The organism is Streptomyces sp. NPDC020965, from assembly GCF_044333555.1.
GTDB lineage: Bacteria > Actinomycetota > Actinomycetes > Streptomycetales > Streptomycetaceae > Streptomyces.
The window spans coordinates 67,825-87,083 of sequence record NZ_JBIRRE010000009.1 but is presented as its reverse complement, the minus strand read 5'-3'; the positions used below and the strand labels follow the sequence as shown (position 1 = coordinate 87,083).

Sequence of the window (19,259 nt, the reverse complement as noted above, 5' to 3'; positions counted from 1 at the left end):
CCGGAGAGCAAACCGGTGCGGCCCGGCGGCGGGTGTCGTCGGGGGCGCGCGTCAGCCGTTGCGCGGACCCGGAAAGGCGCTCGGCCGGGTCTCCTCGCGGAACGACTGCACCGTCGGCTGGGGCGGCATCGCGCGGGCGGCGGGCACCGCGGCCGGCAGCGGTGGCAGCGGGGGCAGGGCCGGCAGTGTCCTGGTCGGCGCGTCCGGGCCGTGTTCCACCTCCGTGCCCCCGGTCGGCGGCGCGGCGCGGCGCGCTCCGTACCGGCGGTGCACGGCCTGTTTGGTCACCCCGAGCGCCGAGCCCACCGCGTCCCACGAGAATCCCAGGGAGCGGTCGAAGTCCACCGCCGCCGTCACCAGCGTCTCGACGCTGTCCCGCAGCTCCTGCGCGAGGCGGACGGTCGGGGCGGGGGCCCTGCCGTAGACGACGAAGCCCGTGGAGGGACCGGAGCGCCGCGGGCGGTAGACATTGCCTAGCTGGGCGGTGAGCGTGCGCAATGCGTCCACCTGCCGGCGGACCCGCTCGATGTCCCGCACCAAGAGGTGCAGACTCGCCCGGGCTTGGGCGTCGTGGGTTGCGTGGTCGGCCATGGGGAAGCCTCTCGAACCGGCGTTGAAAAGGAGTCGGGCCGCATCCAGGCGGCCCGCTTGGTCAATCTCTCTTGACCAACGCGCCACCGGCCGATGTGGTCACGGTGCGGGGGCGTATGCGCGTCCGCGCAGGGCGCACAAGCGGCCGTACGCCCCCTGGCGACCCACGATCCGGGGCGGCACGGCGGGACCCGTCGGAAGCGACTTAGACTGGTGCGCTCCCCGCCCTGAGCACACCGCATGTATCAGCCCGAGAGGCAGTCAGCACCGATGAAGCTCGTCTTCGCAGGTACCCCCGAGGTCGCCGTACCGGCCCTGGACGCCCTGATCGCCTCCGACCGGCACGAGGTCGCCGCCGTCGTGACCCGGCCCGACGCGCCGGCCGGTCGCGGGCGCCGGCTGGTCGCCAGCCCCGTCGCCCAGCGCGCCGAGGAGGCCGGTATCGAGGTCCTCAAGCCGCGTCGGCCGCGTGACGAGGACTTCCTGGCCCGGCTGCGCGAGATCGCGCCCGACTGCTGCCCGGTCGTCGCCTACGGCGCCCTGCTCCCGAGGGTCGCGCTCGACATCCCCGCCCACGGCTGGGTCAATCTGCACTTCTCGCTGCTGCCCGCCTGGCGCGGCGCCGCCCCCGTCCAGCACGCCGTGATCGCCGGGGACGAGATGACGGGCGCCGCGACCTTCCTCATCGAGGAGGGGCTCGACTCGGGCCCGGTCTACGGGGTGCTCACCGAGCGCGTCCGGCCCACCGACACCAGCGGTGACCTGCTCACCCGGCTCGCGTTCGCCGGCTCCGGGCTGCTCGCCGCCACCATGGACGGCATCGAGGACGGCACCCTGCGGGCCGTGCCCCAGCCCGCCGAGGGCGTCTCGTTGGCCCCGAAGCTCTCCGTCGACGACGCCCGCGTCGACTGGCGGGCCCCCGCCCTCCGTGTCGACCGGGTGGTGCGCGGCTGCACCCCCGTCCCCGGCGCATGGACGGAGTTCCGCGGCGAGCGGCTCAAGCTGGTCTCCGTACAGCCGGTCCCGGACCGTACCGAACTGGCCCCCGGTGTGCTCGCCGCGGGCAAGAACAACGTCCACGTCGGCACCGGATCGCACGCCGTCGAGCTGCTCTGGGTGCAGCCGCAGGGCAAGAAGCCGATGCGCGCCGCCGACTGGGCGCGTGGGGTGCGGATCGCCCCGGACGAGCGGCTGGGCGCGGCGGACGTAGGCTGAATGGGTTCGTACCCCTTTGGTTCGACCCTTTTTCTACCGCGGAGCACCTTTGAACGACCAGGCACGCCCCCACCGGCCTCGCCGCCCCCACAAGCCCTACCGCCGCCCGCAGAAGGACCCCGTGCGGATCCTGGCCTTCGAGGCGCTGCGAGCCGTCGACGAGCGGGACGCGTACGCCAACCTCGTCCTCCCGCCGCTGCTGCGGAAGGCCCGGGAGGAGCAGGAGGACTTCGACGCGCGGGACGCGGCGCTCGCGACCGAGCTGGTCTACGGCACGCTGCGCCGCCAGGGCACCTATGACGCGATCATCGCGGCCTGTATCGACCGGCCGCTGCGCGAGGTGGACCCCCCGGTGCTCGATGTGCTGGCGCTCGGCGCCCATCAGCTCCTGGGGACCCGTATCCCCACGCACGCCGCGGTGTCGGCCAGTGTGGAGCTCGCCCGGGTGGTGCTCGGCGACGGTCGGGCCAAATTCGTCAACGCCGTCCTGCGCAAGATCTCCCGGGACGATCTCGACGCCTGGCTCGAACGGGTCGCCCCGCCCTACGACGAGGACGCGGAGGAACACCTCGCCGTGGTGCACTCGCATCCGCGCTGGATCGTCTCCGCGCTCTGGGACGCTGCGGGCGGTGGCCGCGCCGGGATCGAGGCCCTGCTGGAGGCCGACAACGAACGGCCCGAGGTGACCCTGGTGGCCCGGCCGGGCCGGGCCACGGCCGATGAGCTGCTCGACGCGCTGGGGGAGGAGGCCGGGCTGCCCGGCCGCTGGTCGCCGTATGCCGTACGGCTCGTCGAGGGCGGCGAGCCGGGCGCGGTCGACGCGGTGCGGGAGGGGCGGGCCGGTGTCCAGGACGAGGGCAGTCAGCTCGTCGCCCTCGCCCTGGCCAACGCGCCGCTGGAGGGTTCCGACGCCCGCTGGCTGGACGCCTGCGCCGGCCCCGGGGGCAAGGCGGCACTGCTGGCCGCGCTCGCGGCGGGCCGCGGTGCCGCGCTGCTGGCCTCGGAGAAGCAGCCGCACCGGGCCAGGCTGGTGGAGCGCGCGCTGACCGGGAATCCGGGTCCGTACCAGGTGATCGCCGCCGACGGCACCCGTCCGCCGTGGCTGCCGGGCGTCTTCGACCGTGTGCTGGTCGATGTCCCGTGCACCGGCCTTGGCGCGCTGCGCCGCCGTCCGGAGGCGCGCTGGCGCCGTCGCCCGGAGGACCTGGAGGGGTTCGCCCCGCTCCAGCGCGGCCTGCTGCGGGAGGCGCTGAGCGCGGTCCGGGTCGGGGGAGTGGTGGGGTACGCGACCTGCTCGCCCCATCTCGCCGAGACCCGGGTGGTCGTGGACGACGTGCTGCGCGGGCGTGGCGGATCGCCGGTGGCCGCCGAGTGGGTCGACGCCCGCCCGCTGATGCCGGGTGTGCCGGACCTGGGTGACGGGCCCGATGTGCAGCTCTGGCCGCACAAGCACGGGACGGACGCGATGTATCTGGCGCTGCTGCGGCGGACCGCGTGACGCGTCCACCGAGGGGCGCCCGCTCCTGACGTGCGGGCCGGGGCCCACCACCCCGGCCGGCACGTCGCCGCACCTGGGGGCGGTTTCCGTACGAGGTGATGGCCTGCGCCTCCGTCCAGAGCGCCAGGTGAAAAGCCGGGATTGTCGGGACTTTCGTGCCGCCGCGCCGAATTGGTCTGTACCGGAACCGGCACCGGGGACGGGAACGGCCCCGGAGCATGGCAGGCTTGGGCCATGGCCGTACAGATCAACCCCAGCATCCTCTCCGCAGACTTCTCCCGCCTCGCGGAAGAGGCCGAGGCCGTCGAGGGTGCCGACTGGCTGCATGTCGATGTGATGGACAACCACTTCGTGCCCAATCTGACCCTGGGCGTGCCGATCGTGGAATCCCTCAGCCGGGCGACGCGGACTCCGCTGGACTGCCATCTGATGATCGCCGACCCGGACCGCTGGGCGCCCCAGTACGTCGAGGCGGGGGCCGGCTCCGTCACCTTCCACGTCGAGGCCGCCGCCGCGCCCGTACGGCTGGCGCGGGAGATCCGCGCCCAGGGCGCCCGCGCCTCGATGGCGCTCAAGCCCGCCACGCCGATCGAGCCGTACGAGGACCTCCTCCCCGAGCTCGACATGCTGCTGATCATGACCGTGGAGCCCGGTTTCGGCGGGCAGGCATTTCTCGACATCATGCTTCCGAAGATCCGCCGCACCCGTGAGCTGATCGCCAAGCACGGACTCGAACTCTGGCTCCAGGTGGACGGCGGAGTCTCCGAGGCCACCATCGAGCGCTGCGCCGAGGCCGGTGCCGATGTCTTCGTCGCCGGGTCGGCCGTCTACGGAGCCAGTGACCCGGCGGCTGCCGTGCGGTCGCTGCGGGCCCGCGCCGAACAGAGCACCACCGCGGCCGGCTGGGCCTGCGGTCACTGAACCGAAGCGCCCGCGCACACTGAGCCACGCGCGTGCGACGACTGAACCATGAGCAAGTGAACTCGGCCCATCGGGGCTGATCGACATCCGTCGGATCTGACAGGATTGCGGATCCGAAGTGTGAACAGCAGTGAGGAGAACGCGGTGTCTGCTAGGTCGGCGGGACGGGCTGCCCTGCGGATGGGACCCGCGGAGCTGGTGCAGGCGGCGGCCATGGCCCGCCGCTTCTATCTGGAGGGCAAGTCCAAGATCCAGATCGCGGAGGAGTTCGGCGTCAGCCGGTTCAAGGTCGCGCGGGTCCTGGAGACGGCGCTGGAACGTGATCTCGTACGCATCGAGATCCGGGTCCCCGCCGAACTGGACGCCGAGCGCTCCGACGCCCTCCGCGCCCACTTCGGACTGCGGCACGCGGTCGTCGTGGAGTCCCCCGCCGAGGCCGAGGAGTCGCCGGACCCGGAGAACCTGGGCGAGGTGGCCGCGGACCTGCTCGGCGAGCTGGTGGACGAGGGCGCTGTACTGGGTCTCGCCTGGGGCCGGTCCACGATCCACATGGCCGCCGCGCTCGACCGGCTGCCGCCGTGCACCGTCGTCCAGCTCACCGGCGTGTACGACGCGGGCACCGCCGAACGGGGTTCGGTGGAGGCCGTCCGACGCGCCGCCCAGGTCTCCGGCGGCGACGCCCACCCGATCTACGCACCGATGCTGCTGCCCGACGCGGCGACCGCCACCGCCCTGCGGCACCAGACCGGTATCGCCCGCGCCTTCGACTACTTCGACAAGGTGACCGTCGCAGCCGTCTCGATCGGCTCGTGGGAGCCGGGCGTCTCGACGGTCCACGACATGCTCGCCGAGGACGAGCGGGCGCGGTACGCCTCGTACGGCGTCGCGGCCGAGATGTCCGCGCACCTCTTCGACCGGGACGGCCGCCGGGTCGGCCGGGATCTGGGGGAGCGCTGCATCACGGTGGAGGCCGACCGGCTGCGCCGCATCCCCGAGGTGGTGGCCATCGCGGGCGGGCAGCGCAAGGCGGAGGCGATCGGCGCGGTGCTCCGCTCCGGCCTCGTCACCAGCCTGGTGACGGACACCGCGGCGGCCGACCTGCTGCTGGCGGCCCCGGCCGGGGTCCGGCCCGCGCTGGAGCGCGCCGACCCCGACGCCTGACCGGCACGCCGGAAGCCCGCGCCCGCGCGAGGGTCCCTGACACCCCAGGGGTGCGGGCCGGAACCCTGCGCGATCCGGCCCGCACCCCGGGCCCGCGAGCCGAGGTCCTTGGACGATCCGCTTGAGCGCACCGCCATGAGCTGGAGCTTTCTCCCAGAACGCGCGACGGCCCACCCGTGGGACACTGAAGTACGTGCGTTTCCCCGGCTGCAATGCCCGGGGGCCAACTCCGATCGACTGGGATGTTCAGCACGTGCGTTTCCTCAATGATCTGAAGCCGCCGTACGACCTCACGTACGACGACGTGTTCATGGTGCCGAGCCGCTCGGCCGTCGGTTCGCGACAGGCTGTGGACCTCTCGTCCCCCGATGGCACCGGCACCACGATTCCGCTGGTCGTCGCCAATATGACGGCCATCGCCGGCCGTCGGATGGCCGAGACGCTCGCCCGCCGTGGCGGCCTGGTCGTCATCCCCCAGGACATTCCGATCGAGGTCGTCACCGAGGTCGTCTCCTGGGTCAAGACCCGCCACCTCGTCCTCGACACGCCGATCGTGCTCGCCCCCCACCAGACCGTCGCCGACGCGCTGTCCCTGCTGCCGAAGCGGGCGCACGACGCCGGCGTCGTCGTGGACGAGGACCACCGCCCGGTCGGTGTCGTCACCGACGCCGACCTGTCCGGCGTCGACCGCTTCACCCAGCTCTCCGAGGTCATGTCGAAGGACCTGCTGCTCCTCGACGCCGACATAGACCCGCGCGAGGCGTTCCACCAGCTCGACAACGCCAACCGGCGCTACGCCCCCGCCGTCGACCAGGACGGCCGGCTCGCCGGCATCCTCACCCGCCGGGGTGCGCTCCGCGCGACCCTCTACACCCCCGCCGTCGATGCCCAGGGCAAGCTGCGGATCGCCGCGGCCGTCGGTATCAACGGCGATGTGGCGGGCAAGGCCAAGCAGCTCCTCGACGCGGGCGTCGACACGCTCGTCGTCGACACCGCGCACGGCCACCAGGAGTCGATGATCTCCGCGATCAAGGCGGTCCGCGCGCTTGACCCGCAGGTCCCGATCGTCGCCGGCAACATCGTCGCCGCCGAGGGGGTGCGCGACCTCATCGAGGCGGGCGCCGACATCATCAAGGTCGGTGTCGGTCCCGGCGCCATGTGCACCACCCGCATGATGACCGGCGTCGGCCGGCCGCAGTTCTCCGCCGTGCTGGAGTGCGCGGCCGAGGCCAAGAAGTACGGCAAGCACGTATGGGCCGATGGCGGAGTGCGGCATCCGCGCGATGTCGCCATGGCGCTGGCGGCCGGCGCCTCCAATGTGATGGTCGGCTCCTGGTTCGCCGGTACGTACGAGTCCCCGGGCGACCTCCAGCAGTCCGCCGACGGGCGGCTGTACAAGGAGTCCTTCGGCATGGCCTCCGCGCGCGCCGTCCGCAACCGTACGAGCGAGGAGTCGGCGTACGACCGTGCCCGCAAGGCCCTCTTCGAGGAGGGCATCTCCACCTCGCGGATGTTCCTGGACCCGGCCCGTCCGGGTGTCGAGGACCTGATCGACTCGATCGTCGCGGGCGTCCGTTCGTCCTGCACCTACGCGGGCGCGAACTCCCTGGAGGAGTTCGCCGAGCGGGCGATCGTCGGCGTGCAGAGCGCCGCCGGATATGCCGAGGGCAAGCCGCTGCACGCAAGCTGGAGCTGAGCGCCGCCGTCCGCACCGCCTGCCGGCCGTGGGGGCATCGGGACATGCGCCGTTGGAGCCGGGCCCTGTTCGGGCCCGGCTCCTCCGCGTTGCCGCGGAGGGCGCCCCCCGGCGGACGACCACCCCTTGTCCGGCCGGGATTTCACCCCGTATCGTCCCGTTCGTCCCCTGGCGCCGGCCGGTTTTCGGCGGCGTCGCCGGACCGTTGTGACGGGCCTGGCGCGGTCGTTGGGAAGGGCTCCGGGGCCGGTTCGGCCAACTCTCGGAATTAGCAGGCATGGAAGGTATGAGCCGGGGTAGGCGCGCTTTGCACTGACCACGGAGCAGGGGAGGGACTAAGTGTCCACGGCGAGCACGGTCGCGACCGAACTCACACAGCCTGGTACACGATGCGCCGGCATGAAGCTGGATCTGCCGGACGTGCCGAACCCTGGGGCTGTCGCCCCCAAGGACGCACGCGAGATCTCCAGGATCTTCTTCGTCCGGCTGGCGGCGCTGGAGGAGGGCACCCGCGACCACCAGTACGTACGGAACACGCTCATCGAGCTGAATCTGGCGCTGGTGAAGTACGCGGCCGGGCGTTTCCGGAACCGGGCCGAGCAGATGGAGGACATCGTCCAGGTCGGCACCATCGGGCTGATCAAGGCGATCGACCGCTTCGAGCTGAGCCGGGAGGTCGAGTTCGCCACCTTCGCCGTCCCGTACATCGTCGGTGAGATCAAACGATTCTTCCGTGACACGAGCTGGGCCGTCCACGTCCCCCGCCGGCTCCAGGAGCTGCGGATCGATCTGGCGAAGGCGACGGACGCGCTCTCCCAGGACCTGGACCGCTCGCCGACGACCGCCGAGCTCGCCGCCCATCTCGGGATCGAGGAGCACGAGGTCATCGAGGGCGTCGTCGCCAGCAACGGCTACACGGCCGGCTCGATCGACATGCCCATGGACGACTCATCCGACCACGCGGCATCGCCGCTCTCCGACCGGCTGGGCGCGCCCGACGCCGATCTGGAGATCGCGGAGAACGTCCAGGCGCTCAAGCCGCTCATCGAGGAGCTCGACGAGCGGGACCGGCAGATCCTGCGGATGCGTTTCGGTGACGAGCTGACCCAGTCGGAGATCGGCGCCCGGCTCGGTGTGTCACAGATGCACGTCTCCCGGCTGCTGACGCGGATCACGACCCGACTGCGCGAGGGCCTGCTCGTGGTGGAGTAGCCGCCTCCGCCAGGGAACCCGGGCTACTCCGGAGACCCCGGCCGCACAGACCCCCAGTGACCTCAGGGCCTCGCCCACTGCCACAGCCAGTGCGGCGTGGCCCTCGTCATGGGGGTGGACACCGTCGGCGAGCTGCCCGGGGCCGATCACATCGCGCCCCGGCAACAGCGCGAGCCGGGTGTCCGCGTCGCCGATCCGGTCGGTGACCGCCCGTTCCAGCGCCGTGCGCAGCTCGGCGAAGGTGGCTCCCAGCCGGTTCGGTACGTGCTCCGCCTCCGGCCGCACCACCGGGGAGACCACCAGCAGCGGGGTACGCGGATGACCCTGCCGCACGACGGTGAGGAACGCCCGGACCGTCTCGTACAGCAGCGGCGGGGAGCTGGGCACATCGGTCCAGCAGTTGGTGCCGAAGGCGAGCGTGATGAGGTCGGCGGGCAGTGTCGCCAACTGTTCCGCGACGGCCGGCTCCCCGTGCGCCGAGCCCGCGTAACCCAGATTGACGGTGTCCAGACCGAGGGACCGGCCGACCCGGGCGGGCCAGGAGTGCGCGGGGCGGGTGGACCACCAGCCTTCGGTGATGGAGTCGCCGTGGACGAGCCAGCGCGGCTGCGCCGGGGCCGGCGCGATACGGCCGCCGACGGCACGCAGCCCCAGGAACTCGGGGGAGCGTGACTCCGGCGGATGGACGATGAGACGGCGCAGCCGGGCGTCCTCCGTGGCGGGCAGCGGGACGGTCACCACGGCCTCCGCCGCTGGTTCGACATAGGTCTCACCGACCCGGCCCCCGCTGTGCCAGAGGGCGAAACAGTCGGGCAGTGCGGTCCTTCCCCGCGCCGGATCGCCGGAGTCCCCGTGTGCCGTGCCGTCGCTGCCCGCGGCCCGGTAGCGGATCTCGACCGCAGCGGCCCCCTCGGCGATGAATTCCAGCCGTACGCCGATGGGCAGTGCCGCGCGCTCACAGACGTCCCACGGCAGCCTGCCCCGATCGGCCGGGTCCGCGCGCACCGGGCGTCCCTCGTCCAGCCAGGCCACCCCGCGGAGGAAGGGACGGGGATCGAGCCAGGTCGTCATGGGTGCCTCCGGGGTGCGGGACATCGGATCTCGAACATGGGATCGGGAGGGACGGGAGGGGGCCCTGGCGGAGAGATGCTGGACCGGGGGTTCCGGGTCGATGGACCGAGGCGGCACGATGCGGCAGAACCGGCCAGGTGTCAAGGGCGGTTCGGGTCGGCTCGGCCGCGTACACCTCATGGAGCATGGCGGATATGACCCGGGTCGTGCGGCCCGAACGCCGGGGGCTACCCGGGGGTAGTCGCGCTGTCCGCCCCTCTGTCCGAACCGCCAGCACGGGGGCCGCACCGCCCCACGTGGGCCCCCCCGGCGGGCCGGGCCCATGGATCGGTTCCGCCCGTCCCGGACCGCCCTGGACCGCCCGTCCCGAACCGCCAGTCCCGGACCGCCCGTACGGCCGCGACCCGGCTGTCCCGGATCAGGTCCGTAGGCGTGTTCTACTGCGGTGACGGCATATTCCGTCCCCCGACCGGCCCGGCAGAGAAGTGATCCATCCGCAGTGCGACTCAACGACCTCGACGAACGCATCGTCCACGCCCTCGCGGAGGACGCCCGCCGCTCCTACGCCGACATCGGCTCGCTGGTGGGACTCTCCGCCCCCGCGGTGAAGAGGCGGGTGGACCGGCTGCGAGCCGTCGGCGCCATCACCGGATTCACCGTACGGGTGGACCCCGCGGCGCTCGGCTGGGCGACCGAGGGGTTCATCGAGCTGTACTGCCGGAGCAACACCTCGCCCGAGGCCATCGAACGCGGCCTCGAACGCTATCCCGAGGTCGCGTCGGCCTCGACCGTCACCGGTGCGGCGGACGCGATCGTCCAGGTCTTCGCCTCCGATATGCGCCACTTCGAGCGGGTGCTGGAGCGGATCGCGGGCGAGCCCTTCGTGGAGCGCACCAAGTCGGTCCTGGTGCTGTCACCGCTGCTGCGCCGCTTCTCCTCCGGCTCGCCCGGCTGAGCTGCCCCCGGCGTACGGGCGCGGCCCCCCGCGGGTGGGGCGCCCGCGCGGTCCCCACCGGGCCGGCCCGCCGCCGATGCGGTCTTCCGCGCAATGAATCGCCGGATCCGGCCCGGATCGCGCAATGAATCGCTCATCGGCGCGCAACGGTCGCGCCTTGTCCGGCCATGCCCCGGGAACGTACCGTTTTGAACATCTTCCGCACCCCTCGGAAGTTCCCGGGAAATCTCCCGGGAACTTCCCCCGGAAGCCTGCCTGCCCCCATACATTGCCGCCGACCCAGGTCAGCCATGCCGCCGTGCCCCGTCCCGCCCGCCGGGGGGGCGGCACGGCCGGCACCGGGACCACCGTCCCGCGCTCCACCCGACGCCGAGCTGACCCCCTCACCTCGCGCGTACCACCCGCAAGGAGTCCGTACCCCATGACGTCCACGGTGCCCACCGCCGTCCAGCACACCGACGCGCAGCCGCCGATCACCATGTTCGGTCCGGACTTCCCGTACGCGTACGACGATTTCCTGGCCCATCCGGCCGGACTCGGGCAGATCCCGGCGACCGAGCACGGCACCGAGGTCGCGATCATCGGCGGTGGGCTCTCCGGCCTGGTCGCCGCGTACGAACTGATGAAGATGGGCCTCAAGCCGGTCGTCTACGAGGCCGACCAGATCGGTGGACGGCTGCGCACGGTCGGCTTCGAGGGCTGCGATCCCGAGCTGAGCGCCGAGATGGGCGCGATGCGGTTCCCGCCGTCGTCCACCGCCCTACAGCACTACATCGACCTGGTGGGGCTGACCACCACGCCGTTCCCCAACCCGCTGGCCCCGACCACCCCGTCGACCGTCGTCGACCTCAAGGGGGAGTCGCACTACGCCGAGACCATCGACGATCTGCCCCAGGTCTACCGCGATGTGATGGACGCGTGGAACGCCTGCCTGGAGGAGGGCGCGGACTTCTCCGACATGAACCGCGCCATGCGCGAACGCGATGTGCCCCGCATCCGGGAGATCTGGGCGCGGCTGGTCGAGAAGCTCGACAACCAGACGTTCTACGGGTTCCTCTGCGACGCCGAGTCGTTCAAGTCCTTCCGGCACCGGGAGATCTTCGGACAGGTCGGCTTCGGTACCGGCGGCTGGGACACCGACTTCCCCAACTCCATCCTGGAGATCCTGCGGGTGGTCTACTCCGAGGCCGACGACCACCACCGCGGCATCGTCGAGGGCAGCCAGCAGCTGCCGCTGAGACTGTGGGACCGCGAACCCGCGAAGATCACCCACTGGCCGCTGGGGACCTCGCTCTCCTCGCTGCACGGTGGCGAGCCGAAGCCCGCGGTGACCCGGCTGAACCGGACGGCCGGCAACCGGATCACGGTGACGGACGCCTCCGGGGACATCCGTACCTACGACGCCGCCGTCTTCACCGCGCAGTCCTGGATGCTGCTGTCCAAGATCGCCTGCGATGACTCGCTCTTCCCGATCGACCACTGGACCGCGATCGAGCGCACCCACTACATGGAGTCGTCCAAGCTGTTCGTCCCGGTCGACCGGCCGTTCTGGCTGGACAAGGACGAGGTGACCGGCCGGGACACCATGTCGATGACGCTGACCGACCGAATGACCCGGGGGACGTATCTGCTGGACAACGGCCCGGACAAGCCGGCCGTCATCTGCCTCTCGTACACCTGGTGCGACGACAGCCTGAAGTGGCTGCCGCTCTCCGCGCACGAGCGGATGGAGGTCATGTTGAAGTCGCTCGGCGAGATCTATCCGCGGGTCGACATCCGCAGCCATGTCATCGGCAACCCGGTCACCGTGTCCTGGGAGAACGAGCCCTACTTTATGGGCGCGTTCAAGGCGAACCTGCCCGGTCACTACCGCTACCAGCGGCGGCTGTTCACGCACTTCATGCAGGACGCGCTGCCCGAGGACAAGCGGGGCATCTTCCTGGCGGGCGACGACATCTCCTGGACGGCGGGGTGGGCGGAGGGCGCCGTGCAGACCGCGCTGAACGCGGTGTGGGGGGTGATGGCGCACTTCGGTGGCGCCACCGATCCGGGGAACCCGGGGCCGGGCGACGTCTATGACGAGATCGCTCCGGTGGAACTGCCGGAGGACTGAAAGGTTCCCACCCCCCGGCGGTCGCGTCGCCCGTGTCGCGGGGCGCGCGTCGCGATCGGACGGCCGCCCGGGGGTGGACCGGGGGTGGACCGGGCCGGTCGGGCGGCACGGCGGGGCGGAGCGGGGTCAGCGCCAGGGGGTCAGCAGACACCGCCCGACGAGCCCCACGCCGGCGTCCAGCCGTTCGGTGAACTCCTCGGCCAGCCCCGGCAGCTCCCGTACGCCCCAGAGCAGCCGGGCCGCCGACCACGCCCCGTCCCGGGCCCGGTCCAGGCTCCAGGCCCCCACCAGATGGGTCAGCGGGTCGGCGATCTCCAGCAGATCCGGGCCCGGCATCAGATCCTCGCGAATGCGCTCCTCCATCAGCGTCAGGATGTCGCCCACCCGGTCGAACTCGTTCTCCAGATCGGCCGGCGCGCACTCCAGCGCCCGGCAACTGTCCACCACGGCGAGCGCCAGATCGTGTCCGATGTGCGCATTGATGCCGGCCAGCGCGAACTGAGTGGTCCGTACGCCGGGATGGCGGCGGTACTGGAACAGCGGTCGCCAGCAGGCGGGCGGTCGGGCTCCCGTCTCCGACGCCTCCACGGCGGCCAGATAGCGCCGGGCGAAGAGCACGTCGAGGGTGAGCGCGGCCCGCCGGTCGGGGAACTCGCCGGCGGCGATACGCCGGCCGATCTCCTCCATGACCGTGAGGTAGACACGGTTGAAGACCGCCACACCGTCCGTCGCGGGCCAGTGGGAGTCGAGTGCGCGCATCCGCGCCACCACCTGTGCCGCGTCGGAGTCGACGGGGGCGGGGCGGCGGACCGTGAGCTGTTCCTTCTGGGGCATGGGGGCAGGGTCCCAGCCGCGGGGCCGGTTGCGCCGTGCGCGGCGGGGACTTCCCCAGAACGGGGTACGCGGCGGCTCCGTTGCCCCTACCGGTGGCTGCCGTCCGGGCCGGTGTCCTTGGGGGTACGGGCGTCGGTGCCGCTGGCGGAGTCGGAGTCGGAGTCGGAGTCGTACGCCGAGGTGCCCGCGTCCAGCAGTGGCCCCTGGTCCTTCATATGGGCCGGAGCGAAGGCCCGGAGCACGTGGTAGCCGGTGATGACCACGATCGTGCCGAGCGCGATCCCGCCCAGTTCGAAGGTATCGGTGATCTTCAGGCTGACCCCGCCGACCCCGATGATGATGCCCGCGGCGGCCGGCACCAGATTCAGCGGATTGCGCAGATCGACCTTGGCGTTGATCCAGATCTGGGCGCCGAGCAGGCCGATCATTCCGTACAGGATCACGGTGATACCGCCAAGCACTCCACCGGGGATCGCGGCCACGACCGCGCCGAACTTCGGGCAGAGCCCGAAGAGCAGGGCGAACCCGGCGGCGGCCCAGTAGGCGGCGGTGGAGTAGACCCGGGTGGCGGCCATGACGCCGATGTTCTCCGAGTAGGTGGTGTTCGGCGGGCCGCCCACGGCGGTGGAGAGCATCGAAGCGGCGCCGTCCGCGGCGATGGCGGTACCCAGCTTGTCGTCCAGCGGTTCCCCAGTCATCTCGCCGACCGCCTTGACATGGCCGGCGTTCTCCGCGATCAGCGCGATGACGACGGGGAGGGCGACCAGGATCGCCGACATCTCGAAGCTGGGGGCGTGGAACGACGGCAGTCCGATCCAGTCCGCCTTGCCCACGCCGGAGAGGTCGAGCCGCCAGTGGTCGACGGCCTCGCCACCGCCCATGGGGGAGTTGATTCTGCCGAAGATCCGGTCCAGTGCCCAGGAGAGCAGATAGCCGAAGATCAGTCCGAGGAAGATCGCGATACGGGAGAGGAATCCGCGCAGACAGACCACGGCGAGACCGGTGAAGAGCATCACCAGCAGGGCCGTCCACTGGTCCTGCGGCCAGTAGGTGCTCGCGGTCACCGGTGCGAGGTTGAACCCGATCAGCATCACGACCGCGCCCGTCACGATCGGCGGCATCGCGGTGTGGATGATGCGTGCCCCGAACCGCCGCACCGCCAGGCCCGAGAGGAAGAGCGCGACAGCGACGACGAAGACGGCGCCCGTGATGGTGGCGCTGTCGCCACCGCCCGCCCGGATCGTCGCGGCGACGCCGACGAAGGAGAGGGAGCAGCCGAGGTAGCTGGGGACCCGGCCGCGCGTGGCCAGCAGGAAGATCACCGTCGCGACGCCGGACATCATGATCGCGAGGTTGGGGTCGAGCCCCATGAGGACCGGCGCGACGAAGGACGCGCCGAACATGGCCACCACGTGCTGGGCGCCGAGCCCCGCCGTACGTGGCCAGGAGAGCCGCTCGTCGGGGCGTACAACGGCACCGGGAGCGGGTGTCCGCCCGTCGCCGTGCAGGGTCCAGCGCACGCCGAGGTTCACGGGCCGCTCCTCTTGCTTCCAGGGGTGTGCAAACGATCGGCGCAATGGTAATGCGACTTTCGAGCAGGAGTCCCATTCGTGAATCCCGCGCGCGGCATCACCATCCCTGCCTGGCGGCCTCCCGGGGCGTGGTCGGATTCATGAATTCCATTCACGCATCTGATCGGCAATGTCCGACCGGAGTGGCCGACAGGGCGAAGGTCCCGCCACGGCTGGGGAGTTGTGCCCGCCGCCCCCGACCGGGGGGTCAGGGCTGCGAATCCCGCACGGCCCGGTCCTGGAGGTCCGCCGCCGGCCGGTCGCCCCTGGCCGAGCGCAGCACACCCGCTCCCAGCACCAGGCCGAAGGCGAGCGCCGTCACCAGGCTGAAGGAGACCATCAGGCTGGTGACGTCCGCGACGGCGCCGATCGCTGACGGCGCGATCAGCCCCGAGGTGTAGGTGATCGTGGCGACACCCGCGATGGCCTGCGCCGGGCGCGGGCCGCTGCGTCCGGCCGCGGCGAACGCCAGCGGTACGACGACGGCGACCCCGAGCCCGATGAATCCGAAGCCGGTCATCGCCAGGGACGGATGGGGTGCGAGGACCACCATCAGACCGCCCGCCGTCGCCAGTACACCGCCCCAGCGGACCGTGCGCACCGGCCCGAAGCGGTCGACGATCCGGTCGCCGGCGAGCCGCGCCACCGTCATCGTCAGCGCGAACGCGGTGGTGGAGGCCGCCGCGAGACCCGGCGACGTGTTCAGCGCGTCCCGTAGATAGACCGCGGACCAGTCCAGGCTCGCGCCCTCCGCGAAGACCGCGCAGAAACCTATCGCTCCGATCACGACGGCGGACTTCGGCGGCAGCGCGAACCTCGGCGGCGGCTCGTCGTCGGGTGCGCTGCGCAGGTCGAGTACGTGCCGGCAGGCGATCAGCCCGAGGGAGGTGAGGGCGATCGCGGCTATGAGGTGGTGCAGCCGGGCGTCGGTGTCGAGATGGGCGGCGAGGGTGCCGCCCATCGAACCGATCAGCGCGCCCAGGCTCCACATGCCGTGCAGGCTGGACATGATCGACCGGTTCAGCCGGTTCTCGGTCTCCACGCCGAGGGCGTTCATCGCGACGTCCGACACGCCCGACGTCGCCCCGTAGACGAACAGCGCGGCGCAGAGGGCCAGGAGGTTGGGGGCGAGCGAGGGCAGGATCAGCGACAGGGTCCACAGGGCGAGCAGGCCGCGCAGGGCGGTGCGCGCGCCGAAACGGTGGCTGACGGCTCCGGCCAGCGGCATGGCGAGCGAGGCGCCGATCGCGGGAAAGGCGAGGGCCAGTCCGAGTTGTCCGGCGCTCACCCCCGCGTGGTCCTGGATCCAGGGGATACGGGTGGCGAAGCTGCCGGTCACCGTGCCGTGCACACAGAAGACCGCCGCCACGGCGAACCGTGCCCGTTTCAAGCGTTCCTGACCGAAAGCCGTCTGATGGGCCATGCCGGTGCCCCTCCCTCGCCGCTGGTTGGCGGTAAACTATCAGGAACCCTGCCTGATAGTTAGTGATCATCGGACCGGACCCGATCTGGAAGGATTCCGGGTATGCCCGCATCCCCGAGTACCGCCAGGGCCATCAACGACCGGCTCGCACTCCGGCTGCTGCAGCACGAGGGGCCGTTGACGGCAGGACAGTTGAAGACCATGACCGGACTGTCCCGGCCCACCGTCGCCGATCTGGTGGAACGGCTCCAGGGCTCCGGCCTGATCGGGGTGGTCGGCGAATCGGGTGCCCAGCGGCGTGGCCCCAACGCGCGGGTGTACGGGATCGTGGCCGACCGCGCGCATCTCGCCGCCCTCGACGTACGCACCCAGGGGGTCTCGCTGGTCGTCGCCGATCTGCTCGGTGTCACCCTGGCCGAGGCGTCGCTGCCGATCAGCCGCGACACCGATACCGAACCGGCGGTGGAACGGGCGGCGGCGCTGTTGGAGCGGACCGCGCGCGACGCGGGGGTGACCCGGCTGCACAGCGTCGGAGTCGGCGTGCCGGGACTGATCGACCCCGTCTCCGGGGAGCTGCGCGACGCCACCGGCCTCCCCGCCTGGCACCGACGGCTGGTCACCGCGCTCCAGGAACGGCTGCCGGCCACGGTCGTCCTGGAGAACGAGACCAATCTCGCGGCCGTGGCGGAACAGCGCGCGGGCGCCGCCCGGGACCGGGACACCTTCGTGCTGCTCTGGCTCGGTCACGGTGTCGGCGCGGCCCTCTTCCTCGACGGCCGGCTCCGCCGGGGTGCGTCCGGCGGAGCCGGTGAGATCGGGTTCCTGCCGGTGCCCGACACCGGGGGGCTGCCATCGGCGGCCGACTGCAACGGCGGATTCCACTCCCTGGCCGGTTCGGTGGCGATCTGCGAACTGGCCGAGAAGTACGGCATCGAGGTGCCCGCGTCCCGCGGTCCGGCCGCGGCGGCGCTGGTGGCCCGGGCGGTCGCCGCCGACGAGGACGACTTCCTCGACGTGCTCGCCCACCGGGTCTCCCTGGGCGCCGCGGCGGTGGTGTCCGTCCTCGACCCCGGCTGTGTGGTCCTCGGCGGCGAGGTGGGTCTGGCGGGAGGTACCGAACTGGCCGGCCGGGTCGGGAGGAGACTGGCGGCCCTGACCCCACTGCCCACCCTGGTGCGGGCGGGGGAGCTGGGCGGCACGGCGGTGCTGCGGGGTGCGCTGCTGACGGCCCGGGACCGGGCACAGGACGAACTCTTCGCGCCGGGGGCCTGACCCTCCTGCTCGGTCCGGGGCCCGCGTTCCGGGCCCCGCTCGGGGTGGTTCCTGTCGTCCGCCGCCCCGCGTTCCGGGCCCCGCTCGGGGTGGTTCCTGTCGTCCGCCGCCCCGCGTTCCGGGCCCCGCTCGGGGTGGTTCCTGCCGTCCGCCGCCCCGCGTTCCGGCCCCCGCTCCCGGTGGCTCCCGCCTCGTCGCCGCGTCCCGCTTCCCGCCGTGCGACCACCCCGGGTTCACCGGGTATCGGGACGGCGTTCCAGATAGATGCCGGTGAATACGGCGACCTTGGCGCGCAGCACCCAGGCGTCGAAGGGCTTCGCGATGTAGTCGACGGCTCCGGCCGCGTAGCCCCGGGCCGAGTGTTCGGGGTCCGAGCCCATCGCGGTGAGGAAGATGATGGGCACATCGCGGTCGCGGCGGCGCCGCTTGATGTGCGCGGCGGTCTCGTAGCCGTCCATGACCGGCATCTGGACATCCATGATGATCACCGCGAAATCGTCGTGGTCGAGCAGCGCCTTGAGCGCCTCGCGCCCGGAGGCCACCGCCACCAGCTCCTGGTTCAGCGTGGCCAGCACGGCGGTCATGGCCAGCAGATTGTCCGGCTGATCGTCCACGATCAGCACCTTCGGCAGGGTCTGCGGCGACGGCGCGGCCGGCGCGGACGGTTCGGCCGCCGTCGGCAGCACGGCGGACCGGGGGGCCTGCTCTATGGTCTCCAACTGGCGTTCCAGCAGCCCGCACCGCTCCTCCGCCTGATCGCGCTGCCACCGGGCCGCCACCAGCTCCTCCGAGATCCGTCCGACCTCGCCGCGCAGGGTGTCCCGCTCCCGCAGCAACTCGGAGACGTCCGGGGAGGCCGCCGCCAGCCGGTCCGCCCGCTCCCGCTCGGCACTCCACTCCGCCTCCAGCTGACTCAGCCGCACCTCCAGGTCCGCGATCCGGTGCTGCCGCTCCAGCAGCGCGTCACCCAGTACGTCCCCTCGTACGCTCGACCGCCGCGACACCCGGTCCGCCTCCGCCAGTTGCAGCTCCAGCACCTCCACGGCGTGCCGGGGCGAGCCGCTCGCGGCCACCGCCGCCCGGTGCAGCCCCCGTACCAGCTCGATCGCCTCCGGCGTGGCCGCCGTCCCCCGGAACTCCGCCAGATCCGTGAACAGATCCGTCACCACCTCCCACGGCGGCACCCGCGACCCGCTCAGATACCGCGAGAACGTCCCCGCGTCCCGCATCCGCCGCGCCGCGTACCGCCGTACCGACACCCCCAGCCCGTCGAACAGCTCCCGCAGCGCCTGCGCCAGGGCACGCGACTCCTGATGCAGGTCCCCGGCCAGCGGTCGCAACTCACCCATGTGCGTCCTCCGCCCCGTGCCGGCCGGCCGCGGGGGCCTCCGGCGCCACCAGCCGGTCGAAGAACGGCACCGCGAGGCCGGCCGCCGCCAGCCCGCACAGCACCCCTCTGGCGGGTCCGTCCCCGGCCAGAAGAGTCAGCCCACCCGCCCCCAGGCCCGCCTGGACGGCGAGTAACAGCACCAGCGTTGACCGCAATGACAGCAGTGGACGTTCCACCCGCATCCCTTTCGTCCCCCCGCACGCGACGGCGGGGGCCCACACCTCCCGACGGTCGCCGCGAGGTGAGTCACAGCATGGAGCGTGGCGCGGGCGTTGCGCCCGGCAACCGTGAGACCGGCAACGTTGGCGGTCCGTTGGCAGCGGGTGGCGGTCTGCC

At 72.1% G+C, this 19,259-nt stretch carries 16 protein-coding genes; 9 read left to right on the top strand and 7 right to left on the bottom strand.

Annotated elements, in window-relative coordinates; all coding sequences use genetic code 11:
• Positions 1–51: 51 nt before the first annotated feature.
• Positions 52–591 carry a hypothetical protein gene (locus ACH4S7_RS25555; RefSeq protein WP_398523623.1) on the bottom strand — a complete coding sequence of 180 codons (540 nt, stop codon included), beginning with the start codon at positions 589–591 and terminating at the stop codon, positions 52–54.
• A 270-nt stretch (positions 592–861) separates the two neighbouring features.
• Between ACH4S7_RS25555 and fmt the strand changes: the two genes are divergently transcribed.
• The 6 genes from fmt (at position 862) to ACH4S7_RS25525 (ending at position 8,294) form a co-directional block, all read left to right on the top strand.
• Positions 862–1,806 (top strand): methionyl-tRNA formyltransferase, encoded by a 945-nt coding sequence (fmt, locus tag ACH4S7_RS25550; RefSeq protein WP_398523622.1) that lies wholly within the window; start codon positions 862–864, stop codon positions 1,804–1,806.
• 49 nt (positions 1,807–1,855) lie between these two features.
• Positions 1,856–3,304 (top strand): RsmB/NOP family class I SAM-dependent RNA methyltransferase, encoded by a 1,449-nt coding sequence (locus ACH4S7_RS25545; protein ID WP_398523621.1) that lies wholly within the window; start codon positions 1,856–1,858, stop codon positions 3,302–3,304.
• 234 nt (positions 3,305–3,538) lie between these two features.
• Positions 3,539–4,225, top strand: a complete 687-nt coding sequence (rpe, locus tag ACH4S7_RS25540) for a ribulose-phosphate 3-epimerase (protein WP_398523620.1) — start codon at positions 3,539–3,541, stop codon at positions 4,223–4,225.
• Positions 4,226–4,345: 120 nt separating this feature from the next.
• Positions 4,346–5,386, top strand: coding sequence for a sugar-binding transcriptional regulator (locus ACH4S7_RS25535; protein ID WP_398523619.1), 1,041 nt, complete (start codon positions 4,346–4,348; stop codon positions 5,384–5,386).
• Positions 5,387–5,639: 253 nt separating this feature from the next.
• Positions 5,640–7,082 (top strand): GuaB1 family IMP dehydrogenase-related protein, encoded by a 1,443-nt coding sequence (locus ACH4S7_RS25530; RefSeq protein WP_398523618.1) that lies wholly within the window; start codon positions 5,640–5,642, stop codon positions 7,080–7,082.
• 339 nt (positions 7,083–7,421) lie between these two features.
• Complete coding sequence (locus tag ACH4S7_RS25525) at positions 7,422–8,294, top strand: RNA polymerase sigma factor SigF (protein ID WP_398523617.1); 873 nt, start codon at positions 7,422–7,424, stop codon at positions 8,292–8,294.
• Here the strand turns inward: ACH4S7_RS25525 and ACH4S7_RS25520 are convergent.
• The gene (locus tag ACH4S7_RS25520; protein ID WP_398523616.1) at positions 8,220–9,365 is read right to left on the bottom strand and encodes a GDSL-type esterase/lipase family protein; all 1,146 of its coding nucleotides are present in this window, start codon (positions 9,363–9,365) and stop codon (positions 8,220–8,222) included. The genes ACH4S7_RS25525 and ACH4S7_RS25520 overlap by 75 nt on opposite strands.
• A 499-nt stretch (positions 9,366–9,864) precedes the next feature.
• Between ACH4S7_RS25520 and ACH4S7_RS25515 the strand changes: the two genes are divergently transcribed.
• A complete protein-coding gene (locus ACH4S7_RS25515) occupies positions 9,865–10,320 on the top strand; it encodes an Lrp/AsnC family transcriptional regulator (RefSeq protein ID WP_398523615.1) in 456 nt (151 codons plus the stop codon).
• 421 nt (positions 10,321–10,741) lie between these two features.
• Positions 10,742–12,433, top strand: a complete 1,692-nt coding sequence (locus ACH4S7_RS25510) for a flavin monoamine oxidase family protein (RefSeq protein ID WP_398523614.1) — start codon at positions 10,742–10,744, stop codon at positions 12,431–12,433.
• 126 nt (positions 12,434–12,559) lie between these two features.
• Here the strand turns inward: ACH4S7_RS25510 and ACH4S7_RS25505 are convergent, their stop codons facing one another.
• The 3 genes from ACH4S7_RS25505 to ACH4S7_RS25495 all read right to left on the bottom strand — a co-directional run bounded on the left by ACH4S7_RS25505 (position 12,560) and on the right by ACH4S7_RS25495 (position 16,261).
• Complete coding sequence (locus tag ACH4S7_RS25505; RefSeq protein WP_398523613.1) at positions 12,560–13,267, bottom strand: DUF5995 family protein; 708 nt, start codon at positions 13,265–13,267, stop codon at positions 12,560–12,562.
• Between the two features lie 86 nt (positions 13,268–13,353).
• Positions 13,354–14,799 (bottom strand): uracil-xanthine permease family protein, encoded by a 1,446-nt coding sequence (locus ACH4S7_RS25500; protein ID WP_398523612.1) that lies wholly within the window; start codon positions 14,797–14,799, stop codon positions 13,354–13,356.
• A 247-nt stretch (positions 14,800–15,046) separates the two neighbouring features.
• Positions 15,047–16,261 carry an MFS transporter gene (locus ACH4S7_RS25495; protein WP_398523611.1) on the bottom strand — a complete coding sequence of 405 codons (1,215 nt, stop codon included), beginning with the start codon at positions 16,259–16,261 and terminating at the stop codon, positions 15,047–15,049.
• Between the two features lie 102 nt (positions 16,262–16,363).
• On the opposite strand from ACH4S7_RS25495, the gene ACH4S7_RS25490 reads away from it, so the two are divergent.
• Positions 16,364–17,533: an ROK family transcriptional regulator gene (locus ACH4S7_RS25490; RefSeq protein ID WP_398523610.1), complete on the top strand. Its 1,170-nt coding sequence runs from the start codon at positions 16,364–16,366 to the stop codon at positions 17,531–17,533.
• A 233-nt stretch (positions 17,534–17,766) separates the two neighbouring features.
• Here the strand turns inward: ACH4S7_RS25490 and ACH4S7_RS25485 are convergent, their stop codons facing one another.
• Positions 17,767–18,882 carry a response regulator gene (locus tag ACH4S7_RS25485; RefSeq protein WP_398523609.1) on the bottom strand — a complete coding sequence of 372 codons (1,116 nt, stop codon included), beginning with the start codon at positions 18,880–18,882 and terminating at the stop codon, positions 17,767–17,769.
• Positions 18,875–19,105 (bottom strand): hypothetical protein, encoded by a 231-nt coding sequence (locus ACH4S7_RS25480; protein WP_398523608.1) that lies wholly within the window; start codon positions 19,103–19,105, stop codon positions 18,875–18,877. The genes ACH4S7_RS25485 and ACH4S7_RS25480 overlap by 8 nt, the downstream gene beginning before the upstream one ends.
• Positions 19,106–19,259 lie beyond the last annotated feature (154 nt).

Coding starts and splice junctions, on each gene's coding strand:
- ACH4S7_RS25555 (WP_398523623.1), bottom strand. CDS start 591: ATGGCCGACCACGCAACCCACGACGCCCAAGCCCGGGCGAGTCTGCAC.
- fmt (WP_398523622.1), top strand. CDS start 862: ATGAAGCTCGTCTTCGCAGGTACCCCCGAGGTCGCCGTACCGGCCCTG.
- rpe (WP_398523620.1), top strand. CDS start 3,539: ATGGCCGTACAGATCAACCCCAGCATCCTCTCCGCAGACTTCTCCCGC.
- ACH4S7_RS25520 (WP_398523616.1), bottom strand. CDS start 9,365: ATGACGACCTGGCTCGATCCCCGTCCCTTCCTCCGCGGGGTGGCCTGG.
- ACH4S7_RS25510 (WP_398523614.1), top strand. CDS start 10,742: ATGACGTCCACGGTGCCCACCGCCGTCCAGCACACCGACGCGCAGCCG.
- ACH4S7_RS25505 (WP_398523613.1), bottom strand. CDS start 13,267: ATGCCCCAGAAGGAACAGCTCACGGTCCGCCGCCCCGCCCCCGTCGAC.
- ACH4S7_RS25495 (WP_398523611.1), bottom strand. CDS start 16,261: ATGGCCCATCAGACGGCTTTCGGTCAGGAACGCTTGAAACGGGCACGG.
- ACH4S7_RS25490 (WP_398523610.1), top strand. CDS start 16,364: ATGCCCGCATCCCCGAGTACCGCCAGGGCCATCAACGACCGGCTCGCA.
- ACH4S7_RS25485 (WP_398523609.1), bottom strand. CDS start 18,882: ATGGGTGAGTTGCGACCGCTGGCCGGGGACCTGCATCAGGAGTCGCGT.
- ACH4S7_RS25480 (WP_398523608.1), bottom strand. CDS start 19,105: ATGCGGGTGGAACGTCCACTGCTGTCATTGCGGTCAACGCTGGTGCTG.